The 17,503-nt window shown below is 60.4% G+C and carries 13 protein-coding genes and 4 tRNA genes; 14 read left to right on the forward strand and 3 right to left on the reverse strand.

The genetic code is table 11. The features are described from left to right. Positions 1-81 precede the first annotated feature (81 nt). Both V5B44_RS03445 and V5B44_RS03450 read left to right on the forward strand, forming a co-directional pair. Positions 82-1,314: a phenylacetate--CoA ligase family protein gene (locus V5B44_RS03445; protein WP_332357727.1), complete on the forward strand. Its 1,233-nt coding sequence runs from the start codon at positions 82-84 to the stop codon at positions 1,312-1,314. Positions 1,315-1,344: 30 nt separating this feature from the next. Further along, on the forward strand, positions 1,345-2,511 hold the full coding sequence (locus V5B44_RS03450) for a CaiB/BaiF CoA transferase family protein (protein WP_332357728.1): 1,167 nt from the start codon (positions 1,345-1,347) through the stop codon (positions 2,509-2,511). A 128-nt stretch (positions 2,512-2,639) separates the two neighbouring features. Here V5B44_RS03450 and V5B44_RS03455 read toward each other — a convergent pair whose 3' ends face one another. The 3 genes from V5B44_RS03455 to V5B44_RS03465 form a co-directional block, all read right to left on the reverse strand. Continuing rightward, positions 2,640-3,086 carry a PhaM family polyhydroxyalkanoate granule multifunctional regulatory protein gene (locus V5B44_RS03455; RefSeq protein ID WP_332357729.1) on the reverse strand — a complete coding sequence of 149 codons (447 nt, stop codon included), beginning with the start codon at positions 3,084-3,086 and terminating at the stop codon, positions 2,640-2,642. 103 nt (positions 3,087-3,189) lie between these two features. Beyond that, positions 3,190-3,993, reverse strand: a complete 804-nt coding sequence (locus V5B44_RS03460) for a class I SAM-dependent methyltransferase (protein WP_332357730.1) — start codon at positions 3,991-3,993, stop codon at positions 3,190-3,192. A gap of 44 nt (positions 3,994-4,037) precedes the next feature. Continuing rightward, the gene (locus V5B44_RS03465) at positions 4,038-7,622 is read right to left on the reverse strand and encodes an indolepyruvate ferredoxin oxidoreductase family protein (RefSeq protein ID WP_332357731.1); all 3,585 of its coding nucleotides are present in this window, start codon (positions 7,620-7,622) and stop codon (positions 4,038-4,040) included. 223 nt (positions 7,623-7,845) lie between these two features. Here V5B44_RS03465 and V5B44_RS03470 point away from each other — a divergent pair. The 12 genes from V5B44_RS03470 (at position 7,846) to rpoB (ending at position 17,439) form a co-directional block, all read left to right on the forward strand. Further along, positions 7,846-7,930: transfer RNA gene (locus V5B44_RS03470), tRNA-Tyr, on the forward strand. 51 nt (positions 7,931-7,981) lie between these two features. Beyond that, positions 7,982-8,055: transfer RNA gene (locus tag V5B44_RS03475), tRNA-Gly, on the forward strand. A gap of 39 nt (positions 8,056-8,094) precedes the next feature. Further along, positions 8,095-8,169, forward strand: a tRNA-Thr gene (locus V5B44_RS03480). A 54-nt stretch (positions 8,170-8,223) separates the two neighbouring features. Next, positions 8,224-9,414 carry an elongation factor Tu gene (tuf, locus tag V5B44_RS03485; protein ID WP_332357732.1) on the forward strand — a complete coding sequence of 397 codons (1,191 nt, stop codon included), beginning with the start codon at positions 8,224-8,226 and terminating at the stop codon, positions 9,412-9,414. 54 nt (positions 9,415-9,468) lie between these two features. Next, positions 9,469-9,544: transfer RNA gene (locus tag V5B44_RS03490), tRNA-Trp, on the forward strand. Positions 9,545-9,567: 23 nt separating this feature from the next. Then, positions 9,568-9,915, forward strand: coding sequence for a preprotein translocase subunit SecE (gene secE, locus V5B44_RS03495; protein WP_332357733.1), 348 nt, complete (start codon positions 9,568-9,570; stop codon positions 9,913-9,915). 2 nt (positions 9,916-9,917) lie between these two features. Further along, positions 9,918-10,451 carry a transcription termination/antitermination protein NusG gene (gene nusG, locus V5B44_RS03500; protein ID WP_332357734.1) on the forward strand — a complete coding sequence of 178 codons (534 nt, stop codon included), beginning with the start codon at positions 9,918-9,920 and terminating at the stop codon, positions 10,449-10,451. A gap of 127 nt (positions 10,452-10,578) precedes the next feature. After that, entirely contained in the window at positions 10,579-11,010 is a 432-nt protein-coding gene (gene rplK / locus V5B44_RS03505) for a 50S ribosomal protein L11 (RefSeq protein WP_332357735.1), read from the forward strand. Position 11,011: 1 nt separating this feature from the next. Further along, complete coding sequence (gene rplA, locus V5B44_RS03510) at positions 11,012-11,701, forward strand: 50S ribosomal protein L1 (protein WP_332357736.1); 690 nt, start codon at positions 11,012-11,014, stop codon at positions 11,699-11,701. 280 nt (positions 11,702-11,981) lie between these two features. Then, positions 11,982-12,479, forward strand: a complete 498-nt coding sequence (gene rplJ / locus V5B44_RS03515; RefSeq protein WP_332357737.1) for a 50S ribosomal protein L10 — start codon at positions 11,982-11,984, stop codon at positions 12,477-12,479. 48 nt (positions 12,480-12,527) lie between these two features. Then, the gene (rplL, locus tag V5B44_RS03520; protein WP_332357738.1) at positions 12,528-12,896 is read left to right on the forward strand and encodes a 50S ribosomal protein L7/L12; all 369 of its coding nucleotides are present in this window, start codon (positions 12,528-12,530) and stop codon (positions 12,894-12,896) included. A gap of 259 nt (positions 12,897-13,155) precedes the next feature. Continuing rightward, positions 13,156-17,439: a DNA-directed RNA polymerase subunit beta gene (gene rpoB / locus V5B44_RS03525; RefSeq protein WP_332357739.1), complete on the forward strand. Its 4,284-nt coding sequence runs from the start codon at positions 13,156-13,158 to the stop codon at positions 17,437-17,439. Positions 17,440-17,503 lie beyond the last annotated feature (64 nt).

The raw sequence follows: 17,503 nt of genomic DNA on the forward strand, positions 1-17,503 counted from the left end.
TCGTCCCCAATCCGCCGATGGCCCCCCGCGCCCTGGTTCGCTGGCGGCGTTCGCCTGCTCTCCGGCGCCCATGAGAAGCCCATGAACTACTACGATTCCCTGGAAACCCGTTCGCCCGGTGAGCGCGAAGCCTCGTTGATGGCACGCTTGCCGCAGCAGGTTGCCCACGCCAAAAGCAGTTCGAACTACTTTGGCCGGTTGTATGCCGGATTTGATGCCCAGGCGATCAATTCCCGGCAAGCTCTGGCGAGGTTGCCGCTGACGCGCAAGACCGACCTGCACGAATTGCAGCGGGCAGCGCTACCCTTTGGCGGCCTGACAGCGACGCCGTTGTCGGCGCTCTCGCGGGTGTTCGCGTCGCCCGGCCCGATCTACGATCCCGAGGGGCGTGGACAGGACTGGTGGCGTTTTGCGCGGGTGTTGTTTGCCGCCGGTTTCCGGGCTGGCGAGCTGATCCACAATACCTTCTCGTATCACTTCACGCCGGCCGGCTTCATGCTCGAAGGCGCCGCACAACAGCTGGGCTGCCCGGTTTTTCCTGCTGGCGTGGGGCAGACCGAAATGCAGGTGCAGGTGATTGCCGATCTGAAGCCGGTGGCCTACGTTGGCACACCTTCCTTCCTGCGCATCATTTTTGACAAGGCCGACGAACTTGGCGCTGATGTGAGCTCACTCAGGAAAGCCGTGCTGTCTGGAGAAGCCTTGCCGGCGGCGCTGCGTCAGTCGCTCAACGAACGCGGGATGGTCGTTCGCCAGGCCTATGCGACTGCCGACCTTGGCGTGATTGCCTACGAAACTCCGAGTGAGGAGGGCCTGGTGGTCGAGGAGGAGATCCTGCTCGAGATTGTTCGTCCGGGTACGGGCGATCCAGTTGCCGACGGCGAGGTTGGCGAGGTAGTGGTGACTGGCTTCAACGCGGACTACCCATTGGTCCGCTTTGCCACCGGCGACTTGTCGGCGGTTCTGCCCGGCGTCAGTCCCTGCGGCCGGACCAACGTCCGCATCAAGGGCTGGCTGGGGCGAGCCGACCAGACGACCAAAGTCAAGGGCATGTTCGTACACCCTTCGCAGGTTGCCGCAATTCTCACTCGACATCCGGGCATTGACCGTGTGCGCCTGGTGGTCGACAACGCGAGCGGTAGCGATCGGATGAGCCTGCACTGTGAGGTTGGCAATCCCTCTGACCAGCTGGCTGCTGCCTTGGTGAACAGCCTCCGTGACCTGACCAAGCTGCGTGGGGAGGTCGTATTCTGTGCTGCCAACACCTTGCCCAACGATGGCAAGGTGATCGATGACCGCCGAAAGTATGGGTAAGGCTGACTGGGAGCCTGGCGGGGCGGGCGGATGAGTGGCGGACCGCTAAGGGGCGTTCGTGTTCTTGACTTGACGCGACTGCTGCCGGGTCCGGTCGCCACGCTGCATTTGGCCGATATGGGCGCCGACGTGATCAAGATCGAAGACCACGCTGCCGGTGACTACGCGCGCATCCTGGGTGACGGTCCGCACGGCGTCAGCGTTTTCTATCGCAGCGTCAATCGTAACAAGCGTGGCCTGCGCCTCGATCTGAAGCGCCCGCAGGGGCTGGAAGTGTTCTTGCGCCTGGCGCACACAGCCGACGTGGTAGTCGAGAGTTTCCGGCCGGGGGTCAGCGACAAGCTTGGTATCGGCTATGAAGTGCTGCGTGCACTCAATCCGAAACTCGTCTATTGCGCGATCACCGGTTATGGCCAGAGCGGGCCGCTGGCGATGGCCGCCGGCCACGACCTCAACTATATTGGCTTTGCCGGCGTTCTCGATCAGATCGGGGTGGACAGCGGCCAGCCAGCCATTCCGAATCTGCAGATAGGTGACTTGCTGGGCGGCGCGATGACTGCGGTGATGGGCATTCTCGCTGCTCTGTTCGACGCGCAGCGCAGCGGCCAGGGGCGGATGGTCGATGTGGCAATGAGCGAGGCAGTTCTGGCTCACAATCTCTTCCCGTTTTTCGCGTTGCAGACTGAAGGCGTGGTGCCTCTGCGTGGTGCCGATCTGTTGAGCGGTGGCGACGCCGGCTACGGCGTCTATGCAACGGCCGATAGACGCTACATGGCGGTCGCACCGCTGGAGAAGAAGTTCTGGGATATTTTCTGCGATGCCTTGGGCCGCCCTGAGTGGAAGGCTCGGCACGCTGCCCGTGGCGCTGCTGCGTCCGCATTGCGCGGTGAACTGGAGCAAGTCTTCGCGAGCCGCAATCAGGCAGACTGGCGGGCCCTGTTCGACGGGGTCGATTGCTGCGTGACACCGGTTCTCACCGTTGCAGAGGCTCTCGAACATCCGCAGTTTGTTGCCCGGGGCATGACGGTAGAGGCCGACGGGGTGACCCAATACTCGCCGCCAATGAAGCTTTCCGGCTGGGTCTTTGCCATCGAACGAAGCGCACCTTCGGCTGGCGAGCATGGCGAGGAAATCTTGCGCGAGGCTGGTTTCAGCAGACGCGAGATCCACTGTCTGCAGCAGGCGGCCATCATCTGACGGAAGAGCCCGTCACGCAAGGGAGAATGCACGCCAATGCCCCCGTAGGGCTTGGGAGTTCTGCTTCGGCTGCTCGTGAGAACCTTTCGCTGGCGGGTACGTTCGTTCGGGCCGCGCTTTGCTGGCGTCTACGGTTTGGCAGCGTCGTCGCGCGTTTCGCTGGCCTGTGCCGCTGCAGCCGCTGCTTTCTGCATTTGCTCCTGCATCTGTTGCAGCAGGGTCAGCGGCCAGAGAGCAGCCTGCTTGAGCGCTTCATTGCCGGTGCCGGCAACGAGAGAAGTACCCTGACTGTCGCCGGTAGCGGCTGCGCCAGTGCTGTAACTGGTTGCCATCTGACCCATCGCGCGGACTGCGTTGAGCGTCACGCATTGCATCTCGAGGCCCTGAATCGTCATCTGCAACATCGACAGATTCATTTTCAGCCAGCTCTCGACAGCCTTTAGGTCTTTCACCTTCTTCTCGATCTCTTCTACATCAAGGGTCGGCGTGACCATGTTGGGCAGTGAAAAGCCCATGCCACCCCACATCTTCTTGGCAAAGCTCAGGGGATCGGGTACTGCGTCGTGATTGGACATCTGGGGACTCCGGTGGTGGTGAGTCGGGGCATCTTAGCAAAGTTTGGCTCTTTCGGGCGAAGCGGCTGCGCGGGTTGGCAAGGCGGACGAGAGAGATCAGGTTTCACAGCCGGTAACAGAACAGGCGTGTTCGCCGGGTGTCATCAACGTCGGTCACGCTGTTAGCTTCGACATCGGGGATGGCAAAACTGTTGCTGATGAACAGGCTGCCCGGCCGCATCTCCTGGCGAACCTTCTGCCAGAGAGCCGTCATCGGAGCTGGCGACAGGAAGGCATAGACGACGTTGTAGGCGGCAAGGTCGGTTTGCCAGATATCTCCCCAGCGCCAGTCACAATTGGCCAACCCGGCGGTGCGCAGGCGGCCTATCAGCCAGGTGGCGGGCGCATTCTCGACGCCGGTGAAACGTCCGTCAGGCCGTTCTCTGGCCAGAGGGTTAACGACACTGCCGATACCCGCGCCCAGGTCAAGGAAGCGCAGGCCGTGCACTTCGGCGGTGAGCGCGGCGAGGGCTGCGGCAGTCGGTCGGTTCGAGAGATAGAGGGGTATCTGGCCAGTCAGTGCGCCGCGATAGACGAGCAACAGCCCGATGGACAGCAGGAGGAACCAGCCAGGATCGATCGCCAGTCGCGAAACACTCCAGGCCAGCGGCGCGAAGAGGGCGTGCATGATTCGCCACCACCACGGTTGGCTGGTCAGACTGGCGAATAATGCGGCGATTGCGCCAATGGCGAAAGCGGTCTGCGGCCAGGGGAGGTCTTTGCTGCCGATGCCATAGTAGGGCCAGGCCAGCGAGAGAACGACAAGCATTGCAGCAAGTTGCAGGGCGAGCTGGCGCAGTGGAGACACGAACGTCGGTGGCGAAGTTTCTGCCGGCTCGGTTTGGGGCGAGGACAAGGGTAATGGCAATGGCTTTCTCCTGGATAGCGAGTGGCGAATTCTATCCCCTGCGGTCAGGATGCGCGCGTTGGGCTGTCTGCTGTGGCCAGCAGTTGCGCGCGCAGGGCCGACTGTCTGGTGCGTGCCTGCAGCACCGACGCGGCCTTGACTTGACCAAAGCCGCGAATCTGTTCGGGCACACTGGCCAGCTCGATGGCGCTGGCCAGTGTTTCGGGCATCAGCCGCATGAGCATGAGTTCAACGTCGACTTCGTAGTCGGTCAGCAGTTGCCTTTCCATCTGCCGTTCCTCGGTCTTGCCGAAGGGATCGAAGATCGTGCCGCGCAAGGCCTTCAGCCGGCTCAGCCAGCGGAAGCTGTGCATCATCCAGGGGCCGTAACTGCGTTTGCTGGCTCTGCCGGTTGCGGGATCAGGTTTGGCGAGCAGCGGCGGTGCCAGATGAAAGTGCAGTCTGAAGTCGCCCTCGAACTCTTCGGACAACTGCTGGATGAACGATGGGTCGGCATAAAGCCTCGCCACCTCGTACTCGTCCTTGACCGCCAGCAACTTGAAATAGCCGCGGGCAACTGCTTCGGTCAGGGCCGTTGATGGCAACCTGGATTCGGCGGCGCGTACACGCTCGACGAGGGCACGGTAGCGTTGGGCGTAGCGTGCGTCCTGATAGGCGGTCAGAAACTCGACGCGGTGGTTGATCGTCTCGTCGAGGTTCTGTGAGATTCTTCGCCTCGCCGCCGGGCTGGCCGGCAGGGTGAGCTGCTGCATGGATTGCGGGTCATGTGCCGCGCGCCGACCCCAGAGGAAGGCCTGCCGGTTCTGCTCTATCGCCGCCCCATTGAGCTCGATGGCCTTTTCGATGGCCGTCAGCGATAGCGGCACGAGCCCCATTTGCCAGGCAACACCCAGCAGCAAGACATTGCCGTAGAGAGCGTCACCCATCAGGCGGCGGGACATTTCCGCCGTATCGAGAAAGAGCACCTTCCCTTCGCCCAACGCTTCATTGATCTGGGCCTGCATGGCTTCCTGAGGGAAATGCCAGTCCGGGTTACGGGTGAATTCGGCGGTTGGCGTCTCGGCGACATTGACTACTGCCCGCGTTTTGCCGGCCAGAACCTTCGATAGCGCTTCGCTGCCAGCAGTGACCACCAGGTCGCCGCCGATGACCGCATGCGCTTCGCCGGTGGCGATACGTGCCGCATGAATATCCTCTGGCCGATTGGCAATCCGGAGGTGGGAAAAAACAGCGCCGTATTTTTGCGCCAGGCCCGTCATGTCGAGCACCGAGACACCTTTGCCGTCGAGGTGCGCGGCCATGCCCAGCAGGGCGCCGAGGGTCACGACACCAGTGCCGCCAACACCGGTGACAAGTATGTTGAAAGGGCTTCGGGTATTGGCCAGCAGCGGTTCAGGCAAGGGGGAAAAAGTGCTGGTGTCGGCAGCAATGGCTTGGCCACGGCGCCGACGGCCGCCTTCGACTGTGACAAAGCTCGGGCATAAGCCCTTGAGGCAGGAAAAGTCCTTGTTGCACGATGACTGGTCAATGGCTCGCTTGCGGCCATATTCGGTTTCGACAGGAATCACCGCGAGGCAGTTGGACTGCACGCCGCAGTCCCCACATCCTTCACAGACTGCTTCGTTGATGAACACGCGCCGAGCGGGATCGGTCAGCTTGCCACGCTTTCGACGGCGGCGTTTCTCGGTGGCGCAGGTCTGGTCATAGATCAGGATCGACACCCCGGGATGCTGCCGCAGTTGGCGCTGAACCGCATCCAGCTGGTCACGGTGGTGGACCGGTGTCTGCGGCGCGAGATCGTGCACCTGATGATACTTGGCGGGCTCGTCGGTAACGATGACGATCTTGCTGATTCCTTCTGCTGCCAGCTGTCGGGTCAGCTGGGCGACGCTCAACTGGCCGTCGACCGCTTGTCCTCCGGTCATCGCCACGGCATCGTTGTAGAGAATCTTGTAGGTGATCGCGACGCCGGCGGCGACCGACTGGCGAATTGCCAATAGTCCGGAGTGGAAGTAGGTGCCATCGCCGAGATTGGCGAACACGTGCTTTTCGCTAGTGAACGGCGCCTGCCCAACCCAGGTCACGCCCTCGCCGCCCATGTGGGTGAAGGTCGCGGTGTTGCGATCCATCCAGGTCACCATGTAGTGACAGCCGATACCGGCGACGGCGCGTGAGCCTTCAGGCAAGCGCGTTGAGGTATTGTGGGGGCAGCCAGAGCAGAAATAGGGCGTACGCTGGATGGCGGCCATGCCGGTTGCCGGAAGGAGGGGCGTGGCGAGACTCTTCTGCTTGGCTTCGAGCAGCGCCAGTCGCGACTGGATGGCCGGCGAGGTGAAGAAGCGACCGATGCGTGCCGCCAGTGCCCTTGCGACTTGTGCTACCGACAACTCGCCGGCGGCCGGCAGCAGCCAGTCACCGTGCGTCAGGTGCCCGCTGCCCGTCGGTAGCAGGGACCACTCACCTTTCTCGTCGAACTTCCCGACAACCCGCGGGCGCACGTCTTCGCGCCAGTTGTAGAGCTCCTCCTTGAGCTGGTATTCGAGTAGTTGCCGTTTTTCCTCGACCACCAGGATCTCGTCGAGACCCTCGGCGAAGCGCCGCACCCCGTCCGCTTCGAGCGGCCAGACCATGCCGACCTTGTACAGGCGAATACCGATCTGCGCTGCCAGTTCGTCGTCGATACCGAGCTCGCCGAGTGCCTGGCGGACATCGAGGTAGGCCTTGCCAGCGGTGATGATTCCCAGACGCGCCGGCGAGGCGGGGTCTGTGCTGTCGATCACCACGCGGTTGAGCTGGTTGGCCCGACAATAGGCCAGCGCGGCGTAAAGCTTGTGGTTGATCAGGCGCGCTTCCTGTTGCAGTGGCGGGTCGGGCCAGCGGATGTTGAGCCCGTGCGGGTCGTTCGCCGGCAGTTCGAAATCGACCGGCAGTTTGATGCGGGTGGAGAGCGGATCAATCGATACTGAAGCCGATGTTTCAACCGTATCGGCCAGTGCCTTCATCACCACCCAGCAGCCGGAGTAGCGACTCATTGCCCAAGCGTGCAGGCCATAGTCGAGATACTCCTGGACGTTGGCGGGATAGAGGACGGGCATCATCACCGCTTTGAAAATGTGTTCGGTCTGGTGTGGCAGGGTGGACGATTTGGCGGCGTGGTCGTCGCCGGCAATCACCAGAACGCCACCAAGCCTGGCCGAACCAGCAGCGTTGGCGTGCCTGAACACGTCGCCGCAGCGGTCCACACCGGGCCCCTTGCCGTACCACATGGCGAAAACGCCATCGTGTTTGGCGCCAGGAAAAAGATTGAGTTGCTGGGTACCCCAGACGGCCGTCGCCGCAAGGTCCTCGTTGACCGCCGGCTGGAAGACGATGCGCTTGGCTTCGAGGTGTGCTTTTGCCTTCCACAGCGCCTGATCGAGTCCTCCCAGGGGGCTGCCACGGTAACCAGAGACAAAACCCGCGGTATTCAGTCCGGCCGCTTCGTCGCGCATGCGCTGCAGCATCGGCAGGCGAACGAGGGCCTGGGTGCCGCTGAGAAAGACTCGCCCGGAGGTCGCCGTATAGCGGCTATCGAGCGTGATCGAGAGATCGCCCATTCCTTCGCCTCCCTTGTCGTGACTGCCTGTCATCCGGTCCAGCCAGCCGATGTTCCTTTTCGACCGCTGGCTTGGGCGCAGGTTGCACCCTGGGTGCCGCGTCGCCCTCCCCGGACCGAGGCAGGATCTTTCCAAGGCTGGGAAGGTTGTCGGGATCCGGTGTCATCGAACCTGCCTTGTACTATAGAATACTGCGCGCCTCGAGAAAATATTTGACAGTCGGTTCGTTGGGCGTCAGAATTGTGGGTTCTTGGCTGGAGGGATACCCAAGTGGCCAACGGGATCAGACTGTAAATCTGACGGCTCTGCCTTCGAAGGTTCGAATCCTTCTCCCTCCACCACAAGCGCCGCTGTTGGTGAGGTTGTTCAATCGTTCTTCGGGTAATGGTTTCGCGGGTGTAGCTCAATGGTAGAGCTGAAGCCTTCCAAGCTTATGACGAGGGTTCGATTCCCTTCACCCGCTCCAGGTTGCGACCGCAGAATTGCTTAAGGCTTCTCGAGCGATGCCCATGTAGCTCAGCGGTAGAGCACTCCCTTGGTAAGGGAGAGGTCGACAGTTCAATTCTGTCCATGGGCACCACCGATTGGTGCTGTAGATTCATTATTAACTTCTAACGTCTTGAGGTACCGGTAAATGGCCAAGGGAAAATTTGAACGCACGAAGCCGCACGTCAATGTGGGCACGATTGGGCACGTTGATCATGGGAAGACCACGCTGACGGCGGCGATCACGACCATTCTGGCGAAGAAATATGGCGGTGTGGCGAAGGCCTACGACCAGATTGATGCGGCGCCGGAAGAGAAGGCGCGTGGCATCACGATCAATACCGCGCATGTCGAGTACGAGACGGCCAAGCGTCACTACGCGCACGTGGATTGCCCGGGTCACGCGGACTACATCAAGAACATGATTACCGGGGCGGCGCAGATGGACGGTGCGATCCTGGTGGTTTCGGCGGCTGACGGACCGATGCCGCAGACGCGAGAGCACATTCTGCTGGCGCGTCAGGTTGGTGTGCCCTACATCATCGTTTATCTGAACAAGTGCGACATGGTTGACGATGCCGAGTTGTTGGAGCTGGTGGACATGGAAGTGCGCGAGTTGCTGTCGAAGTACGACTTTCCGGGTGACGACGTACCGATCGTCCAGGGTTCGGCGTTGAAGGCTCTGGAAGGCGATCAGGGACCGCTGGGCGAAGGCTCGGTGATGGCCTTGGCGGACGCGCTGGATGCTTACATTCCGACGCCGCAGCGAGCGGTAGACAAGCCTTTCCTGTTGCCGATCGAGGACGTGTTCTCGATCTCTGGACGTGGCACGGTGGTCACGGGTCGTGTTGAGCGCGGGGTGGTGAAAGTCGGTGAAGAAGTCGAGATCGTTGGCATCAAGCCGACGGTGAAGACGATCTGCACGGGCGTTGAAATGTTCCGCAAGCTGCTGGACCAGGGGCAGGCGGGCGACAACGTGGGCGTGCTGTTGCGGGGCACGAAGCGAGACGACGTTGAGCGTGGTCAGGTGCTGGCCAAGCCGGGTTCGATCAAGCCGCACACGCACTTTACGGGTGAAGTTTACTGTCTGTCGAAGGAAGAAGGGGGGCGTCACACGCCGTTCTTCAACAACTATCGTCCACAGTTCTATTTTCGCACGACCGACGTGACCGGAGCGATTGCGATGCCGGAAGGTGTCGAGATGGTGATGCCCGGCGACAACGTCCAGATGACGGTCAAACTGATTTCCCCGATTGCCATGGAAGAGGGCCTGCGCTTCGCGATTCGTGAAGGTGGCCGTACCGTCGGCGCCGGCGTCGTCGCGAAAATAATCGAGTAAGTCCATAAAGGTACAGCGGCGGCCTCGTTCGCGGAGCCGCCGCAGTTCTGCCGCAGGGGCATAGCTCAACTGGCAGAGCGTCGGTCTCCAAAACCGAAGGTTGGGGGTTCGATTCCCTCTGCCCCTGCCAAACATGTAACCAAAGCGGACGAGATGGCCGATAAATTCAAGTTTGCGTTAGCGGTATTGCTGCTTGTGGCCGGCGTCGCTGGCTTCTACCTCCTCGCCGAGCAGGCGATGATTCTGCGGGTGCTGGCCGTCATGGCCGGGACCGGCTTGGCTGTCGCAGTGGCATGGCAGACCGAGCCCGGGCGTCGTTTCTTCGACTTTGCAAGAGAGTCTTCAGCCGAAGCGCGAAAAGTCGTCTGGCCTTCTCGCAAGGAAACCATGCAGACAACGGGCCTGGTCTTTGCGTTCGTCGTGGTGATGGCCCTGTTTCTCTGGTTGACCGACAAGAGCCTCGAGTGGCTGCTATACGACCTGGTTCTTGGGTGGAGATGACTATGAGCATGCGCTGGTATGTGGTACACGCCTATTCCGGGTTCGAGAAGAGCGTGCAACGCGCATTGCTCGAGCGCATCCAGCGTCAGGGAATGCAGGAGGCGTTTGGCCGAATCCTCGTTCCGGTGGAAGAGGTTGTCGAGCTGAAAATGGGCCAGAAAAGCATTTCCGAACGAAAGTTCTTCCCCGGCTATGTGCTGGTGGAGATGGAAATGAATGACGACTCTTGGCATCTGGTCAAGAGCACGCCAAAAGTGACCGGTTTTGTCGGTGGAACTGCCAACAAGCCGACGCCGATTTCCGAAAAGGAAGTCGCGAAGATCATGCAGCAAATGCAGGAAGGCGTCGACAAGCCGCGTCCGAAGGTTCTCTTCGAGCCCGGTGAAGTGGTTCGCGTCAAGGACGGGCCGTTCACCGATTTTCATGGTGCAGTTGAGCAGGTGAATTATGAGAAGAACCGCCTGCGTGTGTCAGTGACGATTTTTGGCCGCCCGACGCCGGTCGAGTTGGAGTTTGGACAGGTCGAGAAAGCTTGATCGTGCAAGGGAGTGGCGGTGCGTGGGTTTCACTCGACGCGCCGCAGTAGTGCGGCTTCCGGGCCGCGTTTGTCGTTTGGGGAGTGCTCTACCGAGCGCGTTTGAACCCGTCTAGAGGAGTCGCACCGTGGCAAAGAAAATCATCGGTTACATCAAGCTGCAAGTACCGGCAGGCAAGGCAAATCCTTCGCCGCCGATCGGGCCGGCGCTGGGTCAGCGTGGCCTAAATATCATGGAGTTCTGCAAGACGTTCAACGCGCAGACGCAGGGCCTCGAGCCGGGCTTGCCGATCCCCGTCGTCATCACCGCCTTCGCCGACAAGAGCTTCACCTTCATCATGAAGACGCCGCCGGCGACGGTTCTCATCAAGAAGGCGATTGGCATTCAGAAGGGCAGCGCCAAGCCCCATACCGCCAAGGTTGGTACCCTGACCCGGGCTCAGTGCGAGGCCATCGCGACTCAGAAAATGCCCGACCTGACCGCCGCCGACATGGACGCTGCCGTGCGTACCATCGCTGGCAGTGCCCGCACCATGGGCGTTTCCGTGGAGGGCATCTGAAATGGCCGCTCTGAGCAAACGCCAAAAAGCCTTCAAGGGCAAGATCGACGCCAACAAGACCTATCCGGTTGGCGAAGCGCTGAAGATGGCGCGTGAGTACGCAACCGCCAAGTTCGACGAATCGATTGACGTCGCCGTCTGCCTCGGCGTCGATCCCCGCAAGTCCGATCAGATCGTCCGCGGTTCGGTGGTCCTGCCTGCCGGCACCGGCAAGACGATCCGCGTTGCCGTCTTTGCCCAGGGGGAAAAGGCTGCCGCGGCCAAGGCCGCTGGTGCGGATATTGTCGGTTTCGAGGACCTTGCTGCGGAAATCAAAGCCGGGGTGATCAATTTCGATCGGGTCATTGCCACGCCGGATGCGATGCGCGTCGTCGGTCAACTGGGTCAGATACTGGGTCCGCGCGGCTTGATGCCGAACCCGAAGGTGGGTACGGTCACCATGGACGTGGCGACGGCAGTCCAGAATGCCAAGGCCGGGCAGGTACAGTATCGTACGGACAAGGGTGGCATCATTCACAGCACAATTGGTCGTGCATCCTTTGATGCCGACAAGCTGGCGGTCAATCTGAAGGCTTTGCTCGATGCCCTGATCAAGGCCAAACCGGCGACTTCAAAGGGGCAGTATGTGCGGCGTGTAGCTCTGTCCAGCACGATGGGGCCGGGCGTCCGGGTGGACGCTTCCACGTTGTAATGATTTAGCGGGCCACATTGAGTGTGCGTGGCCGGTGAGGAGCTTTGCTGGGAGGTCGACAACGCGTTCGCGCCATGTCGATGGACCGTCAAAGACCGCAGGTGCCGAGGCTTAGTAGCAGAGGCTTAAGTGTGCAAGCAGCCTGCGTAGACGGTGTGCCCCGAAAAGGATTTCGCAGCTTGGGTTTCTGGCCTTCGCTGCAACCCCTGATCAAGGTCGCCGTGGGTGCGGCACATCCTGCCGGATGTGTCGTCTGTTGACTTGAAGGGAGGAAAGGCCAGTGGGTCTTAATCTTGATGAAAAGAAGGTTGTTGTTGCCGAGGTGTCGGCAAGGATGGCCACTGCCCAGACGATCGTTCTGGCTGAGTACAGCGGCTTGCCAGTCACTCACCTGACTCGTTTGCGTGCGCAGGCGCGCGCTTCGGGTGTTTACCTGCGCGTTCTGAAAAACACCTTGGTGCGGCGGGCGGTCGAGGGCGGTGTGTTTGCCAGTCTGGCCGAACAGATGACGGGGCCACTGATTTACAGTATCTCGGATGATCCGGTGTCTGCGGCGAAGGTGCTCAACGATTTTGCCAAGACCAATGACAAGCTGGTTCTGAAGGCCGGCAGCTTTGCTGGCGAGCTGCTCGACAAGGCTGGGGTGCAGGCGCTGGCGGCCATCCCGAGTCGCGACGAGCTGCTTTCCCAGTTGCTGGGCATCATGCAGGCGCCAGTGTCCGGTTTTGCCTGTGCGCTTGCCGCCTTGGCCAAGCAGCGTGAAGAGGCGGTTTCCTGAGCATCCGGTCAGCTTTTTTGAGTATTCAGATTTAGGAGTTTATTGATTATGGCTATTACCAAAGAAGACATCCTCGAAGCCGTCGGCGCGATGACTGTCATGGAACTGAACACCCTGGTCAAGGCGTTCGAAGAGAAGTTTGGCGTTTCTGCAGCCTCGATGGCGGTTGCTGCGCCTGGGGCGGCTGCGGCGGTGGTTGAAGAGCAGACAGAATTTACCGTGGTGCTCGCCGGTATTGGCGAGAAGAAGGTCGAGGTCATCAAGGTTGTCCGCGCGGCTACCGGCCTTGGCCTCAAAGAAGCAAAGGATCTCGTCGACAGCGCACCGAAGGCGGTCAAGGAGTCCATTTCCAAGGCCGACGCCGAAGCCCTCAAGAAGCTCCTCGAGGATGCCGGCGCGAAGGTCGAGGTCAAGTAGTCTTGGTCAAGCAAGCCGGGCTGACAGCCTTTCGGCTGTCAGCCCGGTTGTGCTTTTTCGGAAACGGCTTGGCGTCTGCCCGTTGGGTGGGCGTAATGCCATGCAGTGTGCAAACGCAAGTACGACTGGTTAAGCCTGGGCAGGCCCGTTCCCTGCCGTTTTGTCATCCAGTCATATTGCGTTTGTCCGTTGCGCCCCGGCGGATAGTGCGATTGTCGCCGGTGCGCTAGAGGATTTGCCTTCTGAGTTCGGAGCGACCATGACCTACTCCTACACCGAGAAAAAGCGTATCCGCAAGAGCTTCGCCAAGCGCGTCAGCGTGCTTGACGTTCCCTACTTGCTGGCAACCCAGCTAGAGTCCTTCTCCGCTTTTCTGCAGGCGACAGTGCCCGTGGGGCAGCGAAAAAACCAGGGACTGCAGGCTGCCTTCTCCTCGATTTTCCCGATTGTCAGTCACAGTGGTAATGCGCGGCTGGAGTTTGTCAGCTTTACGCTTTCTGAACCGGCTTTCGACGTCACCGAGTGCCAGCAGCGTGGCCTGACCTTCGCCTCTGCCCTGCGAGCAAAGGTCCGTCTTGTAATTCTCGACCGCGAGGCCCCGGACACGATCAAGGAAGTCAAGGAGCAGGAAGTCTATATGGGCGAGATTCCGCTCATGACTTCGACCGGTTCCTTTGTCATCAATGGCACCGAGCGGGTCATCGTCTCCCAGCTTCACCGCTCGCCAGGCGTCTTCTTCGAGCACGACCGCGGCAAGACCCATAGTTCAGGCAAGTTGCTTTTTTCGGCGCGGGTGATCCCCTACCGTGGATCTTGGCTGGATTTCGAGTTCGACCCCAAGGACTTGCTCTTTTTCCGTGTCGACCGTCGTCGCAAAATGCCGGTGACCACGCTGCTGAAGGCGATTGGTTTGACGTCGCAACGGATTCTGCGCGAATTTTTCGAGTTTGACACCTTCTACCTGGGCAGGCAGGTGACTGAATTTGCCCTGGTTCCTGAGCGCCTGCGGGGAGAGGTTGCCCGCTTCGACTTCAACGATCCGTCGGGGCAGCTGATTATCGCCAAGGACAAGCGCATTACCGCCAAGCATATCCGCGAACTCGATGCTGCGGGAATCAAGCAGGTCGTCGTGCCGGAAGACTTTTTGATTGGTCGGGTGATCGGCGAGGACATCATAGATCCGAGCAGCGGGGAGATCTTGGCCAATGCCAACGACGAGATTAGCGAGAACCTGCTGGCAAAGCTGGTCGAGTCCGGGGTGACGTCGTTGCACACGCTTTACATTAACGACCTTGACCGTGGTGGTTTCATTTCGCAGACCCTGCGCGCTGACGAAACGGTCTCTCGGCAGGCCGCACGCATTGCCATTTACCGGATGATGCGACCCGGCGAGCCACCAACCGAAGAAGCGGTCGAAATCCTCTTCAACGGGCTGTTTTATTCTGACGATCGCTACGATCTGTCGGCGGTTGGCCGCATGAAGTTCAACCGCCGGGTGGGCCGGAAGGACGTTGTTGAATACAAGGTCATGGTCAAGCATGTGCCGTCCAAGCGTGAGGGGATCGTCAAGCTGATCAACGAGGCGGTTGGCGAGTCCATCCCGGTGGTCGAGCAGATCCTTGCCGAGTTGAGCCATGGACCACGGGCAGTAGCCGAGAACCTGAGCCGAGAAGCCGCAGAGGCCTTGCTTGATCAACTCAAGGCGCTGGGGGTCGCGGGCGAGGTGCGGGAACAGTTGACCTTGTCGCCGCGTGATATCGTTGAAGTCATCAAGCTGCTGGTTGAACTGCGCAATGGTCGTGGCGAAATCGATGACATCGACCATCTGGGCAACCGCCGTGTGCGCTCGGTGGGTGAACTGGCGGAAAATCAGTTCCGAGCCGGTCTGGTACGCGTCGAACGTGCCGTAAAGGAGCGCCTGTCACAGGCAGAGTCGGACAACCTGATGCCGCACGATCTGATCAACGCCAAGCCGATCAGCGCTGCAGTCCGGGAGTTTTTCGGCTCGAGCCAGCTGTCGCAGTTCATGGACCAGACCAACCCTCTGTCCGAGATCACCCACAAGCGCCGCGTTTCGGCGCTTGGTCCAGGCGGCTTGACACGTGAGCGGGCGGGTTTTGAAGTACGAGACGTGCATCCCACACACTATGGACGCGTCTGCCCGATCGAAACGCCGGAGGGTCCGAACATCGGCCTGATCAATTCACTGGCCTTGTTCGCCCGCACCAATGAGTACGGCTTTCTTGAAACCCCCTACCGAAAGGTGGTTGATGGCCGGGTGACCGATCAGATCGAGTATCTCTCCGCGATCGAGGAGGGCGCTTATATCATCGCTCAGGCTAATTCCGATCTTGGTAATGCGGGGGTATTGACTGATCAACTGGTGACCTGCCGCGAGAAGGGCGAGACCATCCTTGCCGAGCCGGCGCGTGTGCAGTACATGGACGTGGCGCCGAGCCAGATCGTGTCGGTGGCTGCCTCCCTGATTCCCTTTCTCGAGCATGACGATGCCAACCGTGCGCTGATGGGAGCCAACATGCAGCGTCAGGCTGTTCCCTGCCTGCGTCCGGAAAAGCCCTTGGTGGGCACAGGCATTGAGCGCACCGTCGCCGTGGATTCTGGAACGGCGGTGCAGGCGCTGCGCGGTGGGTTGGTGGACTACGTTGACGCCTCGCGCGTTGTCGTGCGGGTGAATGACGATGAAACGGGACCAGGCGAAGTCGGAGTCGACATTTACAATCTCGTCAAGTATACCCGCTCCAACCAGAACACGAATATCAACCAGCGGCCACTGGTGCGCGTCGGTGATCGCATTGCCAGGGGCGACGTGGTGGCGGACGGAGCATCGACCGACAAGGGCGAACTGGCTCTCGGCCAGAACATGCTGGTCGCGTTCATGCCCTGGAACGGCTACAACTTCGAGGATTCCATCCTCATATCCGAGCGCGTTGTTGCGGAAGATCGCTTCACTTCGATCCACATCGAGGAACTAACCGTCGTCGCGCGTGACACCAAACTCGGTCCGGAGGAAATCACTCGCGACATCGCTTCTCTTGGCGAGTCGCAACTCTCACGACTCGACGAGTCGGGGATTGTCTATATTGGTGCCGAAGTTGAAGCCGGTGACGTGCTGGTGGGTAAGGTCACGCCCAAGGGCGAAACGCAATTGACGCCGGAAGAGAAACTCTTGCGCGCGATCTTTGGCGAGAAAGCTTCGGATGTGAAGGACACCTCGCTGCGGGTTCAGTCCGGGATCTCGGGGACAGTCATCGATGTTCAGGTCTTCACCCGCGAAGGTATTGAGCGTGACAAGCGGGCTCAGTCGATCATTGATGACCACCTACGTAGTTACAAGCTTGACCTTGCTGACCAACTGCGTATCGTCGAACGCGATGCCTTTGCGCGTGCGGAGCGCATGATCGTCGGCAAGTCCGCAAATGGCGGGCCGAAGCGGTTGGCCAAGGGGACGCTGGTCACTCAGGAATACCTTGATGGGATCGACCCGCATCACTGGTTCGACATCCGGATGGCAGATGAAGACGTTGCGCAGCAACTGGAGTCGCTACGTGAGGGCCTGGAGCAGACGCGCAAGGGCTTCGACGTCGCCTTCGAGGAAAAGCGCAAGAAACTGACGCAGGGAGACGAATTGCCGCCCGGTGTGCAGAAGATGGTCAAGGTCTACGTTGCGGTCAAGCGGCGCCTGCAAGCGGGCGACAAGATGGCCGGGCGGCATGGCAACAAGGGGGTGGTCTCGCGTATCGTACCGGTTGAGGACATGCCTTACATGGCCGACGGCCGTCCGGTGGACATCGTGCTCAACCCGCTGGGTGTTCCTTCTCGGATGAACGTTGGTCAGATTCTTGAAGTGCACCTGGGGCTTGCCGCCAAGGGTCTCGGTGTCAAGATCGGCGAGATGCTCCGCCGGCAGGCGACCGCCAAGGAAGTCCGGGGCTTTCTCGACCAGATCTATAACGGGACGGGTAAACCCGAAGACCTTGAGCAGCTTAGCGATGCCGAAATTCTCGAAATGGCGGGCAATCTCGAGGCGGGCGTTCCGTTTGCGACGCCGGTTTTCGACGGCGCCAAGGAATCGGAGATCAAGTCGGTTCTCGCCTTGGCCGACATGCCGGCATCAGCGCAGATGACGCTGTACGATGGCCGTACCGGCGAGCAGTTCGAGCGTCAGGTGACGGTTGGTTACATGCACGTGTTGAAGCTGCACCACCTGGTCGATGACAAGATGCACGCACGTTCGACCGGCCCTTACTCGCTCGTTACCCAGCAGCCGCTGGGCGGCAAGGCGCAGTTCGGTGGTCAGCGTTTCGGCGAGATGGAGGTATGGGCGCTCGAGGCCTACGGCGCTTCCTACGTGCTGCAGGAAATGTTGACCGTCAAGTCGGACGACGTCAATGGCCGCACCAAGGTCTACGAGAACATTGTCAAGGGTGATCACAAGATTGACGCCGGCATGCCTGAGTCGTTCAATGTGTTGGTCAAGGAAATCCGTTCGCTGGCGATCGATATTGATCTCGAACGTTTCTGATTGTTTTGCCGAGGGGTGAGTGAGGGATGTAACTCCTCCAGCCTCATGGCTCTTCACCCCTGAC

The sequence above is a fragment of the Candidatus Accumulibacter necessarius genome, assembly GCF_036625085.1.

What these genes read in the sequence shown, in the direction of transcription:
- V5B44_RS03445 (WP_332357727.1), top strand. Translation starts at nt 82, where the DNA reads ATGAACTACTACGATTCCCTGGAAACCCGTTCGCCCGGTGAGCGCGAA.
- V5B44_RS03450 (WP_332357728.1), top strand. Translation starts at nt 1,345, where the DNA reads ATGAGTGGCGGACCGCTAAGGGGCGTTCGTGTTCTTGACTTGACGCGA.
- V5B44_RS03455 (WP_332357729.1), bottom strand. Translation starts at nt 3,086, where the DNA reads ATGTCCAATCACGACGCAGTACCCGATCCCCTGAGCTTTGCCAAGAAG.
- V5B44_RS03465 (WP_332357731.1), bottom strand. Translation starts at nt 7,622, where the DNA reads ATGACAGGCAGTCACGACAAGGGAGGCGAAGGAATGGGCGATCTCTCG.
- tuf (WP_332357732.1), top strand. Translation starts at nt 8,224, where the DNA reads ATGGCCAAGGGAAAATTTGAACGCACGAAGCCGCACGTCAATGTGGGC.
- secE (WP_332357733.1), top strand. Translation starts at nt 9,568, where the DNA reads ATGGCCGATAAATTCAAGTTTGCGTTAGCGGTATTGCTGCTTGTGGCC.
- nusG (WP_332357734.1), top strand. Translation starts at nt 9,918, where the DNA reads ATGAGCATGCGCTGGTATGTGGTACACGCCTATTCCGGGTTCGAGAAG.
- rplA (WP_332357736.1), top strand. Translation starts at nt 11,012, where the DNA reads ATGGCCGCTCTGAGCAAACGCCAAAAAGCCTTCAAGGGCAAGATCGAC.
- rplL (WP_332357738.1), top strand. Translation starts at nt 12,528, where the DNA reads ATGGCTATTACCAAAGAAGACATCCTCGAAGCCGTCGGCGCGATGACT.
- rpoB (WP_332357739.1), top strand. Translation starts at nt 13,156, where the DNA reads ATGACCTACTCCTACACCGAGAAAAAGCGTATCCGCAAGAGCTTCGCC.